Source organism: Pseudomonas sp. PLB05 (assembly GCF_021106615.1).
In the GTDB taxonomy this organism is placed as follows: Bacteria; Pseudomonadota; Gammaproteobacteria; order Pseudomonadales; family Pseudomonadaceae; genus Chryseomonas; species Chryseomonas benzopyrenica.
The window spans coordinates 1,312,488-1,329,029 of record NZ_JAJOHO010000001.1 but is presented as its reverse complement, the minus strand read 5'-3'; the positions used below and the strand labels follow the sequence as shown (position 1 = coordinate 1,329,029).

Sequence of the window (16,542 nt, the reverse complement as noted above, 5' to 3'; positions counted from 1 at the left end):
GCAGGGCACCACCAGAGTGCCACCGCACCGGATCGCCCGCAGGGACGCGCCACCTTTTGGACACTGCCATGACCTCTTTCGAATCCACTCTGCTTTCCCGCATCGTCAGTGAGCTGGCGTCTTCCCACGCCTTGATGAATTGCCTCATCAAGGAATTCGCGCTGCCGGAAAAGTGCCTGACTTATAATTGGCCGGAAGATCGCCGGGGTATAGCGCCGGCCAATTATCTGAGTTGGTTGCAAGACGGCGGCGTCCCCTTGCTGATCAACTTTCCTGGAGACCGCCAGTTCTTTCTGGTCGTCGATCGACAGGATGAACTCGGCAGCCAGCGTTATCTATCCGATATCTATGTAAGACGGGGTGACCAGGCCTGGTATTGCCCGGACTTTCCTGCCTTCATCGATTTTCTGCTGGAGGCCTGCGAAGAACTCGCCGGCGCCCACAATAACGAATTGCTGCAACAGGTCTTGCAAAGCCAGCGCCTGACCGCGGCCATCGTCGACCACGTGCAGGTCTCGCGCCATCCCGCTCCGCTCAGCGACTATCTGGCCAGCGAGCAGGGCCTGTGGTTCGGCCATCCCAATCACCCGGCGCCCAAGGCCCGGCGCTGGCCGGAGCCCTTGCCGGCCGAGGCCTATGCACCGGAACTGCACACCAGCACCCCCATGCACGTGCTGGAGGTGCCCCATGCCGGGCTGCGGGTGGCGGGCAACGGCCTCAGCGACGCCCAGGTGCTGCAGGGCTTCGTGGACCAGGCGCAGACCGCCCCGGGGCGCGTGCGCATCGTGCTGCACCCGGTCCAGGCGCAGCTGTTCCTGGGCGATCCACGGGTCCAGACCCTGCTCGCCCAGGGCGAGCTCCGCGACCTCGGCGCCAGCGGCGCGCTGGCCAGCCCCACGGCCTCCATGCGCACCTGGTACCGCGAAGGCCATGCCTTCTTCGTCAAGGGCTCGCTCAATGTGCGTATCACCAATTGCGTACGCAAGAACGCCTGGTACGAACTGGAAAGCACCCTGATCGTCGACCGCCTCATGCAGCGCTTGCAGGGGCGGGTGGCGGGCCTGGACATGGTGCGCGAGCCGGGGGCCCTGAGCTGGGCACCGCCGGCGGCGAGTGCCGAGGACGAGCGCTGGTTCCGCGAGCAGACCGGTGCCATCCTGCGCGAGAACTTCTGCCTGGAGCATGGCGCCGACTGCTGCCTGCTGGCCGGCACCCTGTTCGCCCGCGACACCCGCCTGCAGCCGCTGCTGCAGGACTTCCTCACCCGCTGCGGCGGCCAGGAGCCCAGCGATCAGGCCCGGCTCGCCTGGTTCCAGGACTATCAGCGGCTGCTGCTGGGGCCGGTGCTGCGGCTGTTCTTCGAGCACGGCGTGGTGCTGGAGCCACACCTGCAGAATTGCGTGCTGGTGCATGACAACGGCCGGCCCATCCACCTGCTGCTGCGCGACTTCGAAGGCATCAAGCTGACTGACAGCCTGGGCGCCGAGGCGCTGGACGCCCACGTCCAGCCCCGGGTGCGCCAGTCGTTGCTGTACAGCCGCGACCAGGGCTGGCGGCGCATCGCCTACTGCCTGTTCGTCAACAACCTCGCCGAAGCGGTGCTGGCGCTGAGTTGGGAGCGTCCGCACCTGGCGCCGCGCCTGTGGCGGCAGGTGGAAGCCGAGCTGATCGCCATTCGCCGGGACCTGCAACGCGCCGCCCCCGAGCTGGATGCGCTGATCGCCGGCCAACCCATTCCCTGCAAGACCAATCTCAAGGTACGCCTCGCGGCCCAGGCCGATCGCCATGCGGGTTACGTGCAGTTGCCTTGCCCCTGGGGCGCGGAGGTGCGTCATGGGTGAGCTTCCTGCCGCGGTACGCGCTGCCCTGGTGGAGGCCCAGGCGCAGTCCAGCGATCCGCTGGTGGCCTTCGTCTACGACCTCGATGCCCTGCGGCGGCACGTCGCCGCGCTGATGGCCGATTTGCCGCCAGGCGTGGAGCTGTACTACGCCATCAAGGCCAACAGCGAGGCGCCGATCTTGGCGGCCCTGGCGCCGCTGGTGCACGGCTTCGAGATCTCTTCCGGCGGCGAGATCGACCGCCTCGCCGCCTGCCCGCAGCACAAGCCGTTCGTCTTCTCCGGGCCGGGCAAGCTGGATTCCGACCTGCGCACCGCCCTGAGCGCCGGGGTCGAAGCCATCCACTTGGAGAGCCTCGGCGAGATCCAGCGCCTGCAACGGCTGGCCCGTTCCCTGGGACGGAGACAGCCGGTGTACATCCGCATCAATCCGCAATTGCCGGCCGGGCTGACCAGTACCTTGGCCATGGCGGGTACGGCGACGCCCTTCGGCTTCGACGAGGCCGACCTGCCCGCCGCGGTGGCGGCGGTGGAGGCGGCCAGTCACCTGCAGCTGCAGGGCTTCCACGTGCATGCCCTGTCGCACCAGCACTCGGTGGAGCGCCATCTGCAGCTGCTGGACTTCTATCTGGAACGCTGGCCGCACTGGCGTGGCCTGGCCCGGCGGCCGGAGACCCTGGTGCGGCTCAACGTCGGTGGCGGCATCGGGGTGGATTACCGCGAGGGCCGGCGATTCGACTGGGCGCGGCTGTGCGCCTACCTGCGCGTCCGCCTGGCCGCCCAAGCGCAGCCCCCGTTGATCCGCTTCGAGCCGGGTCGTTTCCTCGCGGCCTTCTGCGGCTACTACGCCATGGAGGTGCTGGATACCAAGACCAGCCACGGCCAGCACTTCCTGGTCTGCCGCGGCGGTACCCACCAGTTCCGTCTGCCGGTGGCCCAGGGGCACGATCACCCGGTGCTGCACCTGCCCCGCGAGGCGCGGGCGACCACGATGGGGGGCAAGGCTTGGACGGTGGTGGGCCAGCTCTGCACGCCCAAGGACATCCTCAGCCGCGGCCAGCCCCTGGGGGAGGTACGGGTGGGCGACCTGCTGGTGCTGCCCCTGGCCGGCGCCTATGGCTACAACATCTCCCACGCGGATTTTCTCTGCCATCCGCGCCCGCGCCAGCTGTTCCTCGACGGGCACGGGAGCGCCCCGACGTGAGCGTGGCGATCCCGCGGGTTTGGGTGGCGGTCAACGTGCTGCTGGGCACGGTCACCGTCAGCCTGGCCAACACGGCGCTCAATCCGGCGCTGCCGGCCTTCATCGCCGCCTTCGACCTGGGGCCGCTACTGGCCAGCTGGATCGTCGCCGGCTTCATGGTGGCCATGGGCATCACCATGCCGCTGACCGGCTTCCTGGCCGGGCGCATCGGCCGGCGGCGGCTCTATCGCCTCGGGCTGCTGGCCTTCATCGCCGGTTCGACACTGGGCGCCCTGGCCAGCTCCATCGCCGGGGTGCTGGCGGCGCGGGTGATTCAGGGGGTGGCCAGCGGCCTGATGATCCCCCTGGCGCTGGGCATCATCTTCTCCGTCTATCCCAAGGAGGAACGCGGCCGGATGACCGGCTGGTGGGGTGGGGCGGTGATGCTGGCGCCGGCGCTGGGTCCGCTGTGCGGCAGCCTGCTGCTGGAGGTGTTCGACTGGCGCGCCCTGTTCCTGCTCAACGTCCCGGTGGGCCTACTGGCCCTGGCCATGGGGCAGGTGGTGCTGCCCGGGGATGGCCCCCGTGAACACAAGCCCTTCGACCTGGCCGGCTACCTGCTGATCGCCAGTGGCCTGGGGCTGCTGCTGGTGACCCTCGGCCGGCTGCGCGACCTGGCTGCCCTGGCTGAACCCCTGAACCTGCTGGCCCTGGCCGCCGGGGTCCTGTGCCTGCTGGCCTTCGTCCGCCTGCAACTGCGGCGCCGCCATCCGCTGCTGCCATTGCGACTGTTCGCCCTGCGCGGCTACCGGGCCAGCGTCATCATCGCCGTGGTCCAGGCGGTGGGCATGTTCGAGTGCCTGGTGCTGCTGCCGCTGCTAATCCAGCTGGTGCTGGGCCACAGCGCGCTCTGGACCGGTCTGGCGCTGCTCTGCACCGCCCTGGCGGCGGCGCTGTTCGGCCAGGTCGGCGGCCGCCTGCTCGACCGCCGCGGACCCCGCGGGGTGATCGCCACCGGCCTGACCTTCAGCGGCCTCGCCACCCTGGCCCTGGGGGTGGTCGGCAGCCATGCCGGACTCGCCTGGATCTGCGCGCTGATGATGCTGCGCGGCGTCGGCTTGGGGCTGTCCTACATGCCGGCCACCACCGCCGGCCTCAACACCCTGCCGGATACCCAGGTCACCCAGGGCGCGGCCATGAACAACATCGCCCGGCGGCTGGTGTCCTCGGTGGCCGTGGTGGCCGCCTCCCTGTGGCTGGAGCTGCGCCTGGGCGGCGCGGCCGGCTGGGGTCCGCGCCAGGCCGCCACCGGTGTCGCCATCCAGGACGCCTTCATCGCCACCGGTCTGTTCATCCTGCTGGCACTGCCCTGGGCCTGGCGCTTTCCCGCCGCTCAACCCGTTTCCGTTCGGAGGTACTCATGACCGCTCAGCTTTCACTCCCCGCCCAGCCCTGGCCGTCGCCCGCCGACGCCGCCCTCTATCGCCAGGTCGAGCAGCGCGTGGTGGCGCAGCTGCTGCAGACGCTGATCTACGAAGAGGTGCTCAGCGCCCAGGTACAGCCAGTGGCGGATGGCCTGGCGCAGTATCGCCTGGCCGGTCGCGCCGCCGATGGCCAACCGGTGCAGTACCTGGGCTATGCGCCCGCCGCTGCCAGCTTCGGCCTGATCCGCCTGGACCCCCAGCGCCTGGTGCGCCAGGACGCCCAGGGGAGCCGTGCGCCGACGCTGCACGAGACCCTGGCCGAACTGCTCGACGAGCAGAGCGACGCGCCGCTGTGGCCGCGCTTCGTCCAGGAGCTGGAGCAGACGTTGCTCAAGGACCTGCAGTCGCGCCGCCAGGACTACCGTCCCGCCCGCCCGGCCCACGAACTGGACGTGGACGCGCTGGAGCGGCACTTCATGGACGCCCATGGCTATCACCCCTGCTACAAGTCGCGCATCGGCTTCTCCCTGGCCGAGAATCGCCGCTACGGACCGGAGTTCGGCGAGCCGATCCAGCTGGTCTGGCTGGCCCTGGCGCGTGACCGGGCCTCGGTAGGGCATTCCCGCCGGCTGGACTTCCCGGCTTTCATCGCCGAGGAGTTCGGCAAAGAGCGCTGGGCGGCCCTGGCCGCCGACTGGCGCGAACAGGGACGGGTGCTGGACGATTACCAGCTGATCCCTGTGCATCCCTGGCAGTGGGAGCAGCACCTGGCCGCGCTGTTCCAGCCCGAACTGGTCAGCGGCGAGCTGCTTTATTTGGGCACCTCCCTGGACCAGTACGCCGCCCAGCAGTCCATCCGCACCCTGGCCAATCGCAGTGCGCCCCAGCGGCCCTACGTCAAGCTGGCGATGTGCCTGACCAATACCTCCAGCACCCGCATCCTGGCGCGCCACACCGTGCTCAACGGCCCGCTCATCACCGACTGGCTGCAGCGCCTGATCGAAACCGACGCCACCGCCCGCGACCTGGACTTCGTGGTGCTCGGCGAGGTCGCCGGCGTCGCCTACGACAGTCGCGCGCTGCCGGTCAGCCGGGCGGGGCAGGTCTATGGCACCCTCGGTGCCGTCTGGCGCGAGAGCATCCATGCCTATCTGCGCGCGGATGAGCAGGCGGTGCCCTTCAACGGCCTGACCCAGGTGGAGAATCGCTACGGCCAGGGCGCGCCGCGGCCCTTCGTCGCCGCCTGGGTGGAGCGCCATGGCCTCGACGCCTGGCTGCGGCAACTGCTCAGGGTCACGGTGACGCCGCTCATGCACATGCTCCACGCCGAAGGCATCGGTATGGAGTCCCATGGCCAGAACATCGTGCTGATCCACCGTGACGGCTGGCCGCTGCGCATCGCCCTCAAGGACTTCCACGACGGCGTGCGCTATGCCGAGCGCCACCTGGCGCGCCCGGAACTGCGCCCGACCCTGGAGCCCTTGCCGGCGAGCCACGCGCGGATCAACCGCAACTCCTTCATCCTCACCGAAGATGTCGACGCGGTGCGGGACTTCACCTGCGACGCCTTCTTCTTTATCGCCCTGGGCGAGCTGACGGTGTTCCTGCGCCAACATTTCGCGTTGGACGAAGGCGACTTCTGGCAGGCGACCGCCACGGTCATCCTCGACTACCAGCGCGCCCATCCCCAGCACCGGGAGCGCTATGCGCTGTTCGACGTCTTCGCCCCCACCTTCGAGGTGGAGGAGCTGACCAAGCGGCGTCTGCTGGGCGATGGCGAGCGGCGTTTCAAGGCGGTGGCCAACCCGCTGCATCCTTACCGGCCCGTCGCATGCTGAGGGTCAATCGCCTCAAGGCCGCCCTGGCGGCCGGCACGCCCAGCCACGGCCTGTTCGCCTCGCTGCCCACTCCCGCCAGCATCGATCTGATCGCCGAAGCCGGCTACGACTTCGTGATCATCGACCTGGAGCACGTGCTGATCAATCCGGAAACCCTGGAGAACATGATCCGCACCGCCGAGGGCTACGACCTCACGCCGCTGGTGCGGGTGCCGGACGCCGAGCCCAAGCGCCTGCTGCGCCTGCTCGATGCTGGCGCCCAGGGGATCGTGCTGCCCTGCGTGGAAGACCCGACGGTGCTGGCTGCCGCGGTGCGCGCCTGCAAATACCACCCGGAAGGCGAGCGCAGCCTCAATGCCGGGCGGCCGGGTTCCTTCGGCAAAGCCAGCCTGGCCGACTACGTGACTCGCGCCAACGCCCAGATCCTGGTGGTCGCCATGATCGAGAGTGCCGCCGGCGTCGCCCGCGCGGCGGAGATCGCGGCGGTCCCAGGAGTGGACCTGCTGCTCGAAGGCGCGGCGGACCTGTCGCAATCCCTCGGGCGCCCCTGGCAGATCGCCGATCCCGAGGTGCAGGAGGCCTTGCGGCAGACCTGGGCCGCCGCAAGGCGCCAGGGCACGCCCTACTGCGCCATCCCCCGGCGCCCGGAGGACCTCGAGCTCTGGCGAGGCCGGGGCGTCACCACCTTCGTGCTCGGCGACGAGCGCGGCATCGCCTTTCGGGCCCTGCAGGCCCGCCTGACCGCCCATACCTGCGGAGAATCCCCATGAACGCCCATACCCTCGCCACCGACCTGATCCTGCAGGACCTGTTCGACTGCCTGCTGGCCGAAGACGTCTTCGCCCTCATGCCTGTGACCCTGGCGGCCGCGACCGCGGAACATCCCGCCGCGCTGCAGCCGGCGGCCCCGGAGGAGCGCCTCTGGGAGTGCTGCTGCGATCCCCGCGAACAGCGTTTCATCGCCGCGCGGGTGCGCCCGGGCATTACCCAGGCCTGGGTGAAGGTGCCCGGTACGCCGATCCTGGCGCGCCAGGGCGACGCCTGGAGCACCCTCACGCCCGATGCCTTCGTCACCCTGGTGTTCGCCCAGGCGGCCGCCGACCCGGAGCAGGCGCGAGGCATCGCCCTGCTGCGCGAGACCCTGGCCACCAGTCTGCGGCAGACACGGTTGTCGCTGGAACGGCCCCTGGTCCCGAGTCCGCTGCTGCAGGGCGACGGCCAGGCCGCCTTCCTGCAGCTGGAGCGCTGGGCCGCCCTGCGGGATCGCCCCTATCACCCCCTGGCCAAGGCCAAGCTGGGGCTGAGCGACGCCGACTACCAGGCCTACCAGGCCGAATTCGGGCAAGCCGTGCGCCTCGCCTGGGTCGCGGTGCGCCGCGATCAGCTGCTGTGCGGCGAGGGCGTGGCGGCCGATTCCCAGGGACCGGCGGCCGACTTGCTGACCCCGGTGGCGCTGGCCGAGTTGCAGGCCGAATTGCAGCAGCGCGGCCTGGCAGAGAGTCACCTGGCGCTGCCGGTACACCCCTGGCAACTCGCCGAGGGCCTGCCCGGTCGGCTGGACGAGGCCTTCGCCAGCGGCGTCTGCCAGCAGCTGGACTTCGGCGGCGCACGCTGCCACGCGACCTCATCGCTGAGATCCATGCTGATTGAGGAGGGCGCGGGCGTGGCCCAGCTGAAGTTGCCCATGGCGGTGCATTCCCTGGGCGCTTCGCGTTACCTGCCGGCGGTGAAGATGATCAACGGCTCGCGCAGCGAGGCGCTGCTGCGCCAGGCGCGCGCCCTGGACCCGGTGCTCGCGGAGAGACTGCACCTGTGCGACGAGTCCCGCTGGTGGGCCTTCATGCCGCCAGCGGCGACCCTGTTCGACGAGGCACCGCGGCATCTCTCGGCCATGGTGCGCGGCTATCCCGCGGCGCTGCTGGCCGAGCCGGACTGCCGCCTGCTGCCCATGGCCGCGCTCGGCACACCGCTACCGGGCAGTCGCCGGCATTTCTTCGATGACTGGTTGACCGCACGGTCGCTGGCGCCGACGCCCGCCAACGTCCAGCTGTTGCTGGGTGAGCTCTGCCACAGCTTCATCGACCTCAATCTGCGCCTGTTCCGCCTCGGCCTGCTCGGCGAGGTGCATGGGCAGAACGCGGTGCTGGTCTGGCGCGCCGGACGCATCCAGGGCCTGCTGCTACGCGACCACGACTCCCTGCGCCTGTATGTGCCCTGGCTGGAGCGCCAGGGGCTGGCCGACCCGCAATACCGGATCAAGCCTGGCCATGCCCAGACGCTCTACCACGAGCACCCGCGCGACCTGCTGTTCTGGTTCCAGACCCTGGGCATCCAGGTCAACCTCAGGGCCATCTTCGAGACCCTCGCGAGCTGCTACGATATCCCGTTGACCGCCGCCTGGACGCTGCTGCGCGAGGTGCTGGAAGAGCGCATCGCGACCCTGGACTTCGATGCCGAGGCCCGGGCGCTGCTACGGGAGACCTTGTTCGAGGCGCCGGACTGGCCGCAGAAGTGGCTGCTGCGCCCGATGATCGAGCGGGCCGGTGGGCCCGGCAGCATGCCGTTCGGCAAGGGCAGGGTGGTCAATCCCTTTCATCAGGTGAGCCATGCCCCCTAGTGTTTCCCTCTCTATGACCCGCCGCCGCCTGCTCGGGCTCGGCGGCGTTCTTGCCACCGGCCTGGCGCTGCAGCCGGGCGTGGCCCAGGCGCAGCCCGGGCGGGTGGCCAGCCTGTTCCAGGGCTCCACCGACAGCGCCGTGGCCCTGGGACTCAGGCCCTGCGGCGTGGTCGAGTCCTGGAGCGAGAAACCGGTCTATCGCTATCTACGCCCAGCGCTGGCGGGGGTGCCTTCGCTGGGCCTGGAAACCCAACCCAGCCTGGAGGACCTGGCGCTGCTGGCGCCGGAGCTGATCGTCGCCTCGCGCTTTCGCCATGGTCGGATCGCGCCCTTGCTGCAGCAGCTGTGCCCGGTGGTAATGCTGGAGGAGGTCTTCGAATTCAAGCAGACCCTGCTGGCCCTGGGCACCGCCGCGGGGCGTGAGGCAGCTGCCACGGCGCTGCTGCACGCCTGGCAGGCGCGCATCGATCACCTGCGCGCCGCGCTGCAGCGGCACTACGGAGCCCAGTGGCCGCCGACGGTGGCGGTACTGGACGTGCGCGCCGATCACCTGCGCAGCTACCTGCCCGACAGCTTCGCCGGACGGGTACTCAGCGAGCTGGGCTTCGCCTGGCCAGCAGCCAGCCAGGGCAACGCCAGCCCCTCGATCAGGCTGACCTCCCGGGAAAGCCTGCCGGTGGTGGAGGCCGACGTCTTTTTCGTCTTCCTGCGTGCCAACCAGGCCGCAGTGCAGCGCAACTACGCGAGCCTGATCGAGCACCCGCTCTGGCAGCGCCTGAGCGCACCCCGGCGCGGCCAGGTCTGGCAGGTCGATGGAGTGGCCTGGAGCCTGGGCGGCGGCATTCTCGCGGCCAATCTGCTGCTGGACGACATCGAGCGCGTCCTGGCCATCCAGGGGGCTGCATGACCGCGCCGTTCAGATTGCTGCTGCTCGCCCTGGCCTTGGCGCTGACCGCCGTGCTGAGCCTTTCGGTCGGCGCCCGCTGGATCGCGCCCGGTAGCGTAGCGGCTGCCCTGGTGCAGGACTCCTCGCTGGCGCTGGACGCCACCCTGGTCAACACCACCCGGTTGACGCGCCTGCTGGTCGCCCTGGTGGTGGGCGCCAACCTGGCGGTGGCCGGTGCCCTCATGCAGGCCATGACGCGCAATCCGCTGGCGTCGCCGGGGTTGTTCGGCATCAACGCCGGCGCTACCTTCGCCCTGGTGCTGGGCATCACCCTGCTGGGGCTCTCCAGCACGGAAAGCTGGGTGCTTTGCGCGTTGCTGGGCGCGGCGGTGGCCGGCACGCTGGTGTGGTTATTGGGCAACCAGGGCCAGGCGCGCCTCACGCCGCTGCGCATCGTGCTGGCCGGCGCCGCCCTGGCGGCGCTGTTCACCGCCTTCAGCCAGGCACTGCTGGTGATCAACCAGGAGGGCCTGGATAGCGTGCTGTTCTGGTTGGCCGGCTCGGTAGGCGAGCGCAACCTGGACACTGCCGCCCCCTTGCTGGTGTTCAGCCTGCTAGCCCTGGCCGCCGCCGTGGTCTTGGCCGGGCAGCTCGACGTACTCGTCGCCGGCGACGACCTGGCCCGCGGCCTGGGGCAGCCCATCGGGCTGATCCGCCTGCTGGCCGGGGTGCTGGTGATCTGCCTGGCCGGCAGCGCCGTGGCCCTGGCCGGCAACATCGGCTTCATCGGCCTGATGGTGCCGCATCTGGTCCGCGGGCTGTTGGCGCGATCACGCCATGAACATCGTTGGTTGATTCCGGGCTGCGCCCTGGGCGGGGCCCTGCTGCTGGTGCTGGCCGACAGCCTGGCGCGCGTGGTGATCCTGCCCCAGGAGGTGCCCGTGGGCATCATGACCGCCCTGTTCGGCGGGCCCTTCTTCATCCACCTGGCGCGCCAGGGAGGTCGCCATGGCCGCTGAAGTCGTTTGGCGGCTCGGCCGTTTCTCCCGGCGTGTGGTGCCGGCCATCCTGTGGCGGCTGACCGTCGCTGCGTTGGTGGCCCTGGCGGCCTTGCTGCTGTGCCTCTGCTTGGGCAAGGTCTGGTTGACACCCACCCAGGTGCTGGCCGCCTTTGCCGACGACGCGCATGGTGGGCTGGGCTTCATCGTCACCCAGCTGCGCCTGCCCCGAGCGCTGCTGGCGGCCCTGGTGGGTGGCGCCCTCGCGGTATCCGGCCTGTTGCTCCAGGGGCAGGTGCGCAATCCCCTGGCGTCACCGGACCTGCTGGGTATCACCAGTGGCGCCAGTGCTGGGGCGGTCTTCTATCTGGCGTTCCTGGCGGAAGGTCTGGGGCCCAATGGCCTGCCGCTGGCCGCCATGCTCGGCGCGGGCCTGGCGGCGCTGCTGGTCTATGGCCTGGCCTGGAATCACGGTGCCTCGCCCTTGCGCCTGGTGCTGGTGGGGGTAGGGGTGTCGGCCATGCTCGCGGCGGCCACCACCTTCCTGCTGGTGTTCAGCCCGCTGACCACCACGCTGTCCGCCTACGTCTGGCTGACCGGCAGCGTCTATGGCGCCAGCTGGCCGGAGGTGCGCGCCCTGGGGCTGTGGTGGCTGGCCCTGCTGTTGCCGCTGGCGACCCTGGCGCGGCACGCCGTGCTGGCACAGCTCGACGACGACCTGGCCCGTGGTCTCGGGGTGCGCCTGCAGCGGCGGCGCGCGGCCCTGCTGGCACTGGCCGTGGCCCTGGCCGGGGTGGCCATCGCTGCGGGCGGCGCCATCGCCTTCGTCGGGCTCATCGCGCCCCATATCGCCCGTCGCCTGGTACCGGGCGGTTTCGCCGGTCAGGCGCTGATGGCGGCCCTGGTGGGGGCGCTGCTGGTGATGCTCGCCGATCTCCTGGGTCGTACCCTGTTCCTGCCCCTGGATCTGCCGGCCGGCATCTTCGTCGCCGCCCTGGGGGCCCCCTTTTTCCTCTACCTGCTGATCCGGCAACGCCCCTGAAGGAGGCTTCATGGCAACCCTGGCCAGCCGCGGCCTGACCCTCGGCTACGGCACCCAGACCATCATCGAGGCCCTCGACCTCGAACTACCATCGGGCCAGGTCTCGGTCCTCATCGGCAGCAACGGCTCCGGCAAGAGCACCCTGCTCAAGGCCTGCGCCCGGCTGCTGGAGCCGCGCCAGGGCCAGGTGCTGCTCGACGGCCAGGACATCCACCGGCAGTCCACCGCCGCCCTGGCCCGGCGATTGGCGGTCCTGCCACAGACCCCGGTGGCGCCCGAGGGCATCAGTGTGCGGCAGCTGGTGAGCCTGGGCCGCTATCCCTACCAGAACTGGATGCGTCAATGGTCGGCGGACGATGCCGCGGCGGTGGACAAGGCGCTGTGCCTCACCGACCTGCTGGCGCTGGCGGAGCGGCCGGTGGACGATCTCTCCGGCGGTCAGCGTCAGCGCGCCTGGATCGCCCTGACCCTGGCCCAGGATACCGATTGCCTGCTGCTGGACGAACCCACCACCTACCTGGACCTGGCGCACCAGATCGAGGTGCTGGACCTGTTACGGCAGCTGAACCGGGAGGAGGGCAAGACCATCGTCATGGTGCTGCACGACCTCAATCTCGCCTGCCGCTACGCCGATCACCTGGTCGCCGTCCACCAGCGGCGTGCCTACGCCCAGGGCGCACCCGCGGCGGTGTTGACGCAAGCCCTGGTACGGGAGGTGTTCGCCCTGGAATGTCGGATCATCGCCGATCCCTATTTCGGCACGCCGCTGTGCATTCCCCTTGGCCGCGAGGTACCGCCATGTGCCTGAGGCCTGCCTTGGCGCCTGAACACCTGCAGGTATTGCGCGAGACCTTCGGCCTGCGCGAAGCCTGGGAGCGCGACGGGCAGCACAGCCAACCGGTCGCCGCCTGGCTGGACGCCGCGCGCTGCGCCGAGTTGCTCGACGACCTGGCGGAGCGGATGGAAGCCCCCACGCGGCGGGTCGCGGCGTCGCTGCTGACCAAGCGGCTGGGCTTCCTTATCACCGGGGTGGCCTTCCACGCCCTGTCGGCCTATGACCGGCGCCTGGACCTGACGCCTGGCAATGTCTGGATCGAGGACGGCCATGCCCAGGGACGCTGGCGATCGGCCCTGCCGCTGAGCGATACCCGGCCGCTGCCTGCCGTGGAGGATCACGCCACCGCACGGTCGCTGCTGGCCCGCACCCTGTTCGGCGAGCTGCTGCGGCCGCTCTGGGAGACCCTGGCGCAGGTTGGCCGCGTCTCGCCGCGCATCCTCTGGGAAAACGTCGCGGTGCGGCTCTATTCGCTGTACGACCGGCGCCTTGCCGAACTGGACGATCCGGCCATTCGTGCCCGCTGCGCCGAGGACTTCGCCTGGCTGCTGGCGGCCACGCCGGCGGAGCTGGGCCTGGAGACCAATCCGCTGGCGCAGTTCCGCCGGCCTGCAACGACGAATACCGTGGGGCGTCCCGTTCGCTTCCGGCGTACCTGCTGCTTCTACTATCAGGCGACGGCGCCCACCGAATACTGTTCCAACTGTCCGTTGATCCGTCCGCGGGAGGTCGCATGCCCGGCCACCTGAGCGAGCTACCCGCCGAGCTGATCGCCGGCTACGCCGAGATTTCCGCCTCGACCCTGGGCCATCTCGGACGTACGGGTTACCTGCCCGAGCTCAAGCCCGCGGTAGCCGGCACGCGCCTGCTGGGCCGGGTGGTCACGGTACGCATCCCCTTGCCCCACGGCGCCCTGTTGCGCGAGGCGCTGATCGCCAGCCGCCCGGGCGACGTCCTGGTGATCGAGGCCGTCGGCGATCCCCACTGCGCCTGCTGGGGCGAACTGCGCACCCTGGCGGCCCTGGTCAAGGGCCTGGCCGGGGTGGTGGTGAGCGGCGCCATCACCGACATCCAGGCGCTTCGCCAACTCGGTCTGCCGGTCTTCCATCGCGGCATCAGCGCCGTCACCACCCAGGGCGGCGAGGCGCTGGGCGAATTGAACGTCGAACTCCAGCTCGGCGAGACGCTCGTCTGCCCCGGTGACCTCGCCCTGGGAGACGACGACGGCCTGTTCATCCTGTCGCCCGCGCGGGCCGCAGCCTTGCTGCCACTGGCCCAGGCCAAGGAAGCCGCGGACCAGGCGCGGCGTGTGCAACTGCTGCAGCGGCTCACCGAAGGGCGCTAAGGCTACTATTCCGGCTTGGCGCCGATCTGCTCGCGCAGGAGCTGCAGATAGCGCCGCGCGCCCAGACCCTGGGGGCGGTTCTTGATCCAGATGACGTCGATCCAGCGACGGATCTGGCTGGCCATGTTGTCGAATTGCACCTGTTCGAGCAGGCCGGAGGCGATCAGCGGACGCACAAGCGGATGGGGCAGATAGGCCCAGCCCAGCCCGGCCTGCACCAGGTCCAGCGTCGCCAGATAGCTGTCGGTCAGCCAGACCCGTTGCGACAGCACGATCTGCGGATCCGAGGCATTGCGGTCGCCGCCGGCCACCACGATCTGGCGGGTATCGGCCATCAGCGTTTCGCCCAGAGGTCGATCCTGGCGGGAGGCAGGATAGCCAGGTGCCGCCACCGCCGTGAGCAACTGGCTGCCCGCCTCGGCGAAGCCTTCCTGCTCGTTGATCCCCGGACGCTCGAAGATCAGCGCCATGTCGACGCTGCCCTCGTGCAGCAGGCGGATCGCCTCGGCGCGCGCCGCCGAGCGGATCTCGATTTCCAGCGCCGGAAATTCGTCGGCCAGGGTCACCAGCGGCCGACTCCAGGCACCGGTCTGCAACTCCGGCGCCATCACCAGTACGAAGCGCCGTTCCAGCCCGGCGTGCAATTGCAGGGCATGGGCGTCGAGCAGAGTGAGCTGGCTGGCCGCCTGCCGCGCCTGGGGTTCGAGGGCACGGGCCGCAGGCGTTGGTAGCGCCTTGCGGGTGGCGCGATCGAACAGCACCAGGTCCAGTTCGGCCTCCAGCTGGGAGATCGCCATGTTCACCGCTGACGGCACCCGCCCCAGGACGCGAGCCGCCGCGGAAAAGGAGCCCTCGTCGATGACGGCGAGGAAGACCCGAAGCGTTTCGCTGGTAAAGGCCATGGTTGTCAATTTCGCTGATAACGATCGTCTTTTTGTATCAGCCAGACAGGCTTAGAGTCCAGTCAGACAACGATGGAGACAGCGAGATGAGCGAGTCGATGGCGGGCCAGGTGGCCCTGATCAGCGGTGCCGGCAGCGAAGCCGGCATCGGCATGGCGATCGCCCGCCGCCTGGGCGCGGCGGGGGCACGGTTGCTCGTCACCGCCAGCAGTGCCCGGATCGCGGAGCGGGTGGCGGAATTGCGCGCTGCCGGCTTCACCGCTGAAGGGCGGGCGCTGGATCTCACCGAGGAGGCGACCGTTGGCGAGTTCTGCCAGTGGGCCGAGGCGCGTTGGGGCCGCATCGACATCCTGATCAACAACGCCGGCATGACCATGCAGGGCAGTCCCGAGCCCCTGGTCGAGGTGGCGCGGATGACCCTGGCCGACTGGAATCTGACCCTGGCGCGCAACCTGACCACGGCCTTCCTGCTGACCCGTGCCGTATTGCCCGGCATGCAGGCGCGCGGCTATGGCCGCATCGTCCACGTCAGTTCCGCCACCGGCACCCGGGCGGGCATTCCGCAGGCAGCGGCCTACAGCGCGGCCAAGGCGGCCATGGTCGGCATGAACATGAGTCTGGCGCTGGAGGTGGCCGGGCAGGGCATCACGGTCAACGCCGTGGCGCCCGGCTGGATCGAGACCGCCTCCAGCCTGCCGGAAGAATTGCAGGCCGCGACCCGGGTGCCCGTGGGCCGCGCCGGTCGTCCCGCCGAGGTCGCCGCGGCGGTGGCCTTCCTGGCTTCGCCCGAGGCCAGCTACATCACCGGGGAATACCTGGTGGTGGACGGTGGCAACAGCCGCATCGAAAACAAGGGGGCCTGACATGCAGCCGGTCGTACTGGTCAGTGGGGTACTGGGGGGCATCGGGGGAGCGGTGCGCGAGCATTTTCTGCAGGCGGGCTGGCGGGTCTTTGGCACCGATCTCGACGGCGCGGCCCTGGCGACGCTACAGGCCGACGGCCGCCTTGCCGGTCAGCACGCCGCCGACCTGCGCCAGGCGAGCGCGAGCCGGGAGGTGGTCGCCCGCGTTCTGGACCGCCTGGGTCGACTCGACGCCCTGGTCAATTGCGCCGGCGTCTGGCGCGAAGGCCCGGCGGAAACCTTTAGCGAGGAAGACTTCGACTTGGTGCTGGACGTCAATCTCAAGGCCAGCTTCTTTCTCTGCGCCGCGGCCATTCCCGCGCTGCAGGAAACTCGCGGCGCCATCGTCAACCTGAGCAGCGATGCCGGTCGCCAGGGCAACCGCAACGCCGCCGTCTACTGCGCCAGCAAGGGCGCGGTGACCCTGATGACCAAGGCCCTGGCGCTGGATCTGGCCCCCAGCGGGGTGCGTTGCAACAGCCTCTCGCCCGGCGATGTGGCGACGCCCATGCTGAGCTTTCAGGCAGAGCGCTACGGCAATGGCGATCCCGCCGCCTATCTGCAGGAATTGCTGGAGAAGTATCCGCAAGGCGAGCAGGCGCGCTTCATCCAGCCCGAAGAGGTCGCCGAGCTGGCCTTTTTCCTGTGCCAACCCGCCGCCCGCTCCATCACCGGCGCGGACCTGGCCATCGATTGCGGCGTCTCAGCCGGGCACTGAGCCCGGGCCGATCC

At 69.8% G+C, this 16,542-nt stretch carries 15 protein-coding genes; 14 read left to right on the top strand and 1 reads right to left on the bottom strand.

What is annotated here, in order from left to right; genetic code table 11:
* The first annotated feature begins 68 nt into the window (after positions 1-68).
* From LRS53_RS06150 to LRS53_RS06095, 12 genes are read left to right on the top strand one after another with little or no spacing between them, the layout of a single operon-like run.
* Positions 69-1,841, top strand: coding sequence for an IucA/IucC family protein (locus LRS53_RS06150; protein WP_231355317.1), 1,773 nt, complete (start codon positions 69-71; stop codon positions 1,839-1,841).
* The gene (locus LRS53_RS06145; protein ID WP_231355316.1) at positions 1,834-3,042 is read left to right on the top strand and encodes a type III PLP-dependent enzyme; all 1,209 of its coding nucleotides are present in this window, start codon (positions 1,834-1,836) and stop codon (positions 3,040-3,042) included. The genes LRS53_RS06150 and LRS53_RS06145 overlap by 8 nt, the downstream gene beginning before the upstream one ends.
* Positions 3,039-4,445, top strand: coding sequence for a DHA2 family efflux MFS transporter permease subunit (locus tag LRS53_RS06140; RefSeq protein ID WP_231355315.1), 1,407 nt, complete (start codon positions 3,039-3,041; stop codon positions 4,443-4,445). The genes LRS53_RS06145 and LRS53_RS06140 overlap by 4 nt, the downstream gene beginning before the upstream one ends.
* Positions 4,442-6,283 carry an IucA/IucC family protein gene (locus LRS53_RS06135; protein WP_231355314.1) on the top strand — a complete coding sequence of 614 codons (1,842 nt, stop codon included), beginning with the start codon at positions 4,442-4,444 and terminating at the stop codon, positions 6,281-6,283. Before LRS53_RS06140 ends, LRS53_RS06135 begins: the two co-directional genes overlap by 4 nt.
* Positions 6,277-7,053, top strand: a complete 777-nt coding sequence (locus LRS53_RS06130) for an HpcH/HpaI aldolase family protein (protein WP_231355313.1) — start codon at positions 6,277-6,279, stop codon at positions 7,051-7,053. Before LRS53_RS06135 ends, LRS53_RS06130 begins: the two co-directional genes overlap by 7 nt.
* Entirely contained in the window at positions 7,050-8,900 is a 1,851-nt protein-coding gene (locus LRS53_RS06125; protein ID WP_231355312.1) for an IucA/IucC family protein, read from the top strand. Before LRS53_RS06130 ends, LRS53_RS06125 begins: the two co-directional genes overlap by 4 nt.
* Positions 8,890-9,807, top strand: coding sequence for an ABC transporter substrate-binding protein (locus LRS53_RS06120; RefSeq protein WP_231355311.1), 918 nt, complete (start codon positions 8,890-8,892; stop codon positions 9,805-9,807). Before LRS53_RS06125 ends, LRS53_RS06120 begins: the two co-directional genes overlap by 11 nt.
* On the top strand, positions 9,804-10,805 hold the full coding sequence (locus LRS53_RS06115; RefSeq protein WP_231355310.1) for a FecCD family ABC transporter permease: 1,002 nt from the start codon (positions 9,804-9,806) through the stop codon (positions 10,803-10,805). Before LRS53_RS06120 ends, LRS53_RS06115 begins: the two co-directional genes overlap by 4 nt.
* Entirely contained in the window at positions 10,795-11,826 is a 1,032-nt protein-coding gene (locus tag LRS53_RS06110; protein WP_231355309.1) for a FecCD family ABC transporter permease, read from the top strand. Before LRS53_RS06115 ends, LRS53_RS06110 begins: the two co-directional genes overlap by 11 nt.
* 10 nt (positions 11,827-11,836) lie before the next feature.
* Complete coding sequence (locus LRS53_RS06105; protein ID WP_231355308.1) at positions 11,837-12,634, top strand: ABC transporter ATP-binding protein; 798 nt, start codon at positions 11,837-11,839, stop codon at positions 12,632-12,634.
* Entirely contained in the window at positions 12,625-13,410 is a 786-nt protein-coding gene (locus tag LRS53_RS06100) for an IucA/IucC family C-terminal-domain containing protein (RefSeq protein ID WP_231355307.1), read from the top strand. Before LRS53_RS06105 ends, LRS53_RS06100 begins: the two co-directional genes overlap by 10 nt.
* Positions 13,395-14,006 carry an RraA family protein gene (locus LRS53_RS06095; protein WP_231355306.1) on the top strand — a complete coding sequence of 204 codons (612 nt, stop codon included), beginning with the start codon at positions 13,395-13,397 and terminating at the stop codon, positions 14,004-14,006. Before LRS53_RS06100 ends, LRS53_RS06095 begins: the two co-directional genes overlap by 16 nt.
* Positions 14,007-14,011: 5 nt before the next feature.
* On the opposite strand, the gene LRS53_RS06090 is transcribed toward LRS53_RS06095, so the two are convergent.
* Entirely contained in the window at positions 14,012-14,908 is an 897-nt protein-coding gene (locus tag LRS53_RS06090; protein WP_231355305.1) for a LysR family transcriptional regulator, read from the bottom strand.
* Positions 14,909-14,994: 86 nt separating this feature from the next.
* Here LRS53_RS06090 and LRS53_RS06085 point away from each other — a divergent pair, with 86 nt between their 5' ends.
* Both LRS53_RS06085 and LRS53_RS06080 read left to right on the top strand, forming a co-directional pair.
* Complete coding sequence (locus tag LRS53_RS06085) at positions 14,995-15,771, top strand: SDR family NAD(P)-dependent oxidoreductase (RefSeq protein ID WP_231355304.1); 777 nt, start codon at positions 14,995-14,997, stop codon at positions 15,769-15,771.
* Position 15,772: 1 nt separating this feature from the next.
* Entirely contained in the window at positions 15,773-16,528 is a 756-nt protein-coding gene (locus LRS53_RS06080; protein ID WP_231355303.1) for an SDR family NAD(P)-dependent oxidoreductase, read from the top strand.
* The last annotated feature ends 14 nt before the right edge of the window (positions 16,529-16,542 follow it).

Bases quoted from the DNA above. Each gene is read 5' to 3' on its own strand.
- LRS53_RS06150 (WP_231355317.1), top strand. From the start codon at position 69: ATGACCTCTTTCGAATCCACTCTGCTTTCCCGCATCGTCAGTGAGCTG.
- LRS53_RS06145 (WP_231355316.1), top strand. From the start codon at position 1,834: ATGGGTGAGCTTCCTGCCGCGGTACGCGCTGCCCTGGTGGAGGCCCAG.
- LRS53_RS06135 (WP_231355314.1), top strand. From the start codon at position 4,442: ATGACCGCTCAGCTTTCACTCCCCGCCCAGCCCTGGCCGTCGCCCGCC.
- LRS53_RS06130 (WP_231355313.1), top strand. From the start codon at position 6,277: ATGCTGAGGGTCAATCGCCTCAAGGCCGCCCTGGCGGCCGGCACGCCC.
- LRS53_RS06125 (WP_231355312.1), top strand. From the start codon at position 7,050: ATGAACGCCCATACCCTCGCCACCGACCTGATCCTGCAGGACCTGTTC.
- LRS53_RS06120 (WP_231355311.1), top strand. From the start codon at position 8,890: ATGCCCCCTAGTGTTTCCCTCTCTATGACCCGCCGCCGCCTGCTCGGG.
- LRS53_RS06115 (WP_231355310.1), top strand. From the start codon at position 9,804: ATGACCGCGCCGTTCAGATTGCTGCTGCTCGCCCTGGCCTTGGCGCTG.
- LRS53_RS06110 (WP_231355309.1), top strand. From the start codon at position 10,795: ATGGCCGCTGAAGTCGTTTGGCGGCTCGGCCGTTTCTCCCGGCGTGTG.
- LRS53_RS06105 (WP_231355308.1), top strand. From the start codon at position 11,837: ATGGCAACCCTGGCCAGCCGCGGCCTGACCCTCGGCTACGGCACCCAG.
- LRS53_RS06100 (WP_231355307.1), top strand. From the start codon at position 12,625: ATGTGCCTGAGGCCTGCCTTGGCGCCTGAACACCTGCAGGTATTGCGC.
- LRS53_RS06095 (WP_231355306.1), top strand. From the start codon at position 13,395: ATGCCCGGCCACCTGAGCGAGCTACCCGCCGAGCTGATCGCCGGCTAC.
- LRS53_RS06090 (WP_231355305.1), bottom strand. From the start codon at position 14,908: ATGGCCTTTACCAGCGAAACGCTTCGGGTCTTCCTCGCCGTCATCGAC.
- LRS53_RS06085 (WP_231355304.1), top strand. From the start codon at position 14,995: ATGAGCGAGTCGATGGCGGGCCAGGTGGCCCTGATCAGCGGTGCCGGC.
- LRS53_RS06080 (WP_231355303.1), top strand. From the start codon at position 15,773: ATGCAGCCGGTCGTACTGGTCAGTGGGGTACTGGGGGGCATCGGGGGA.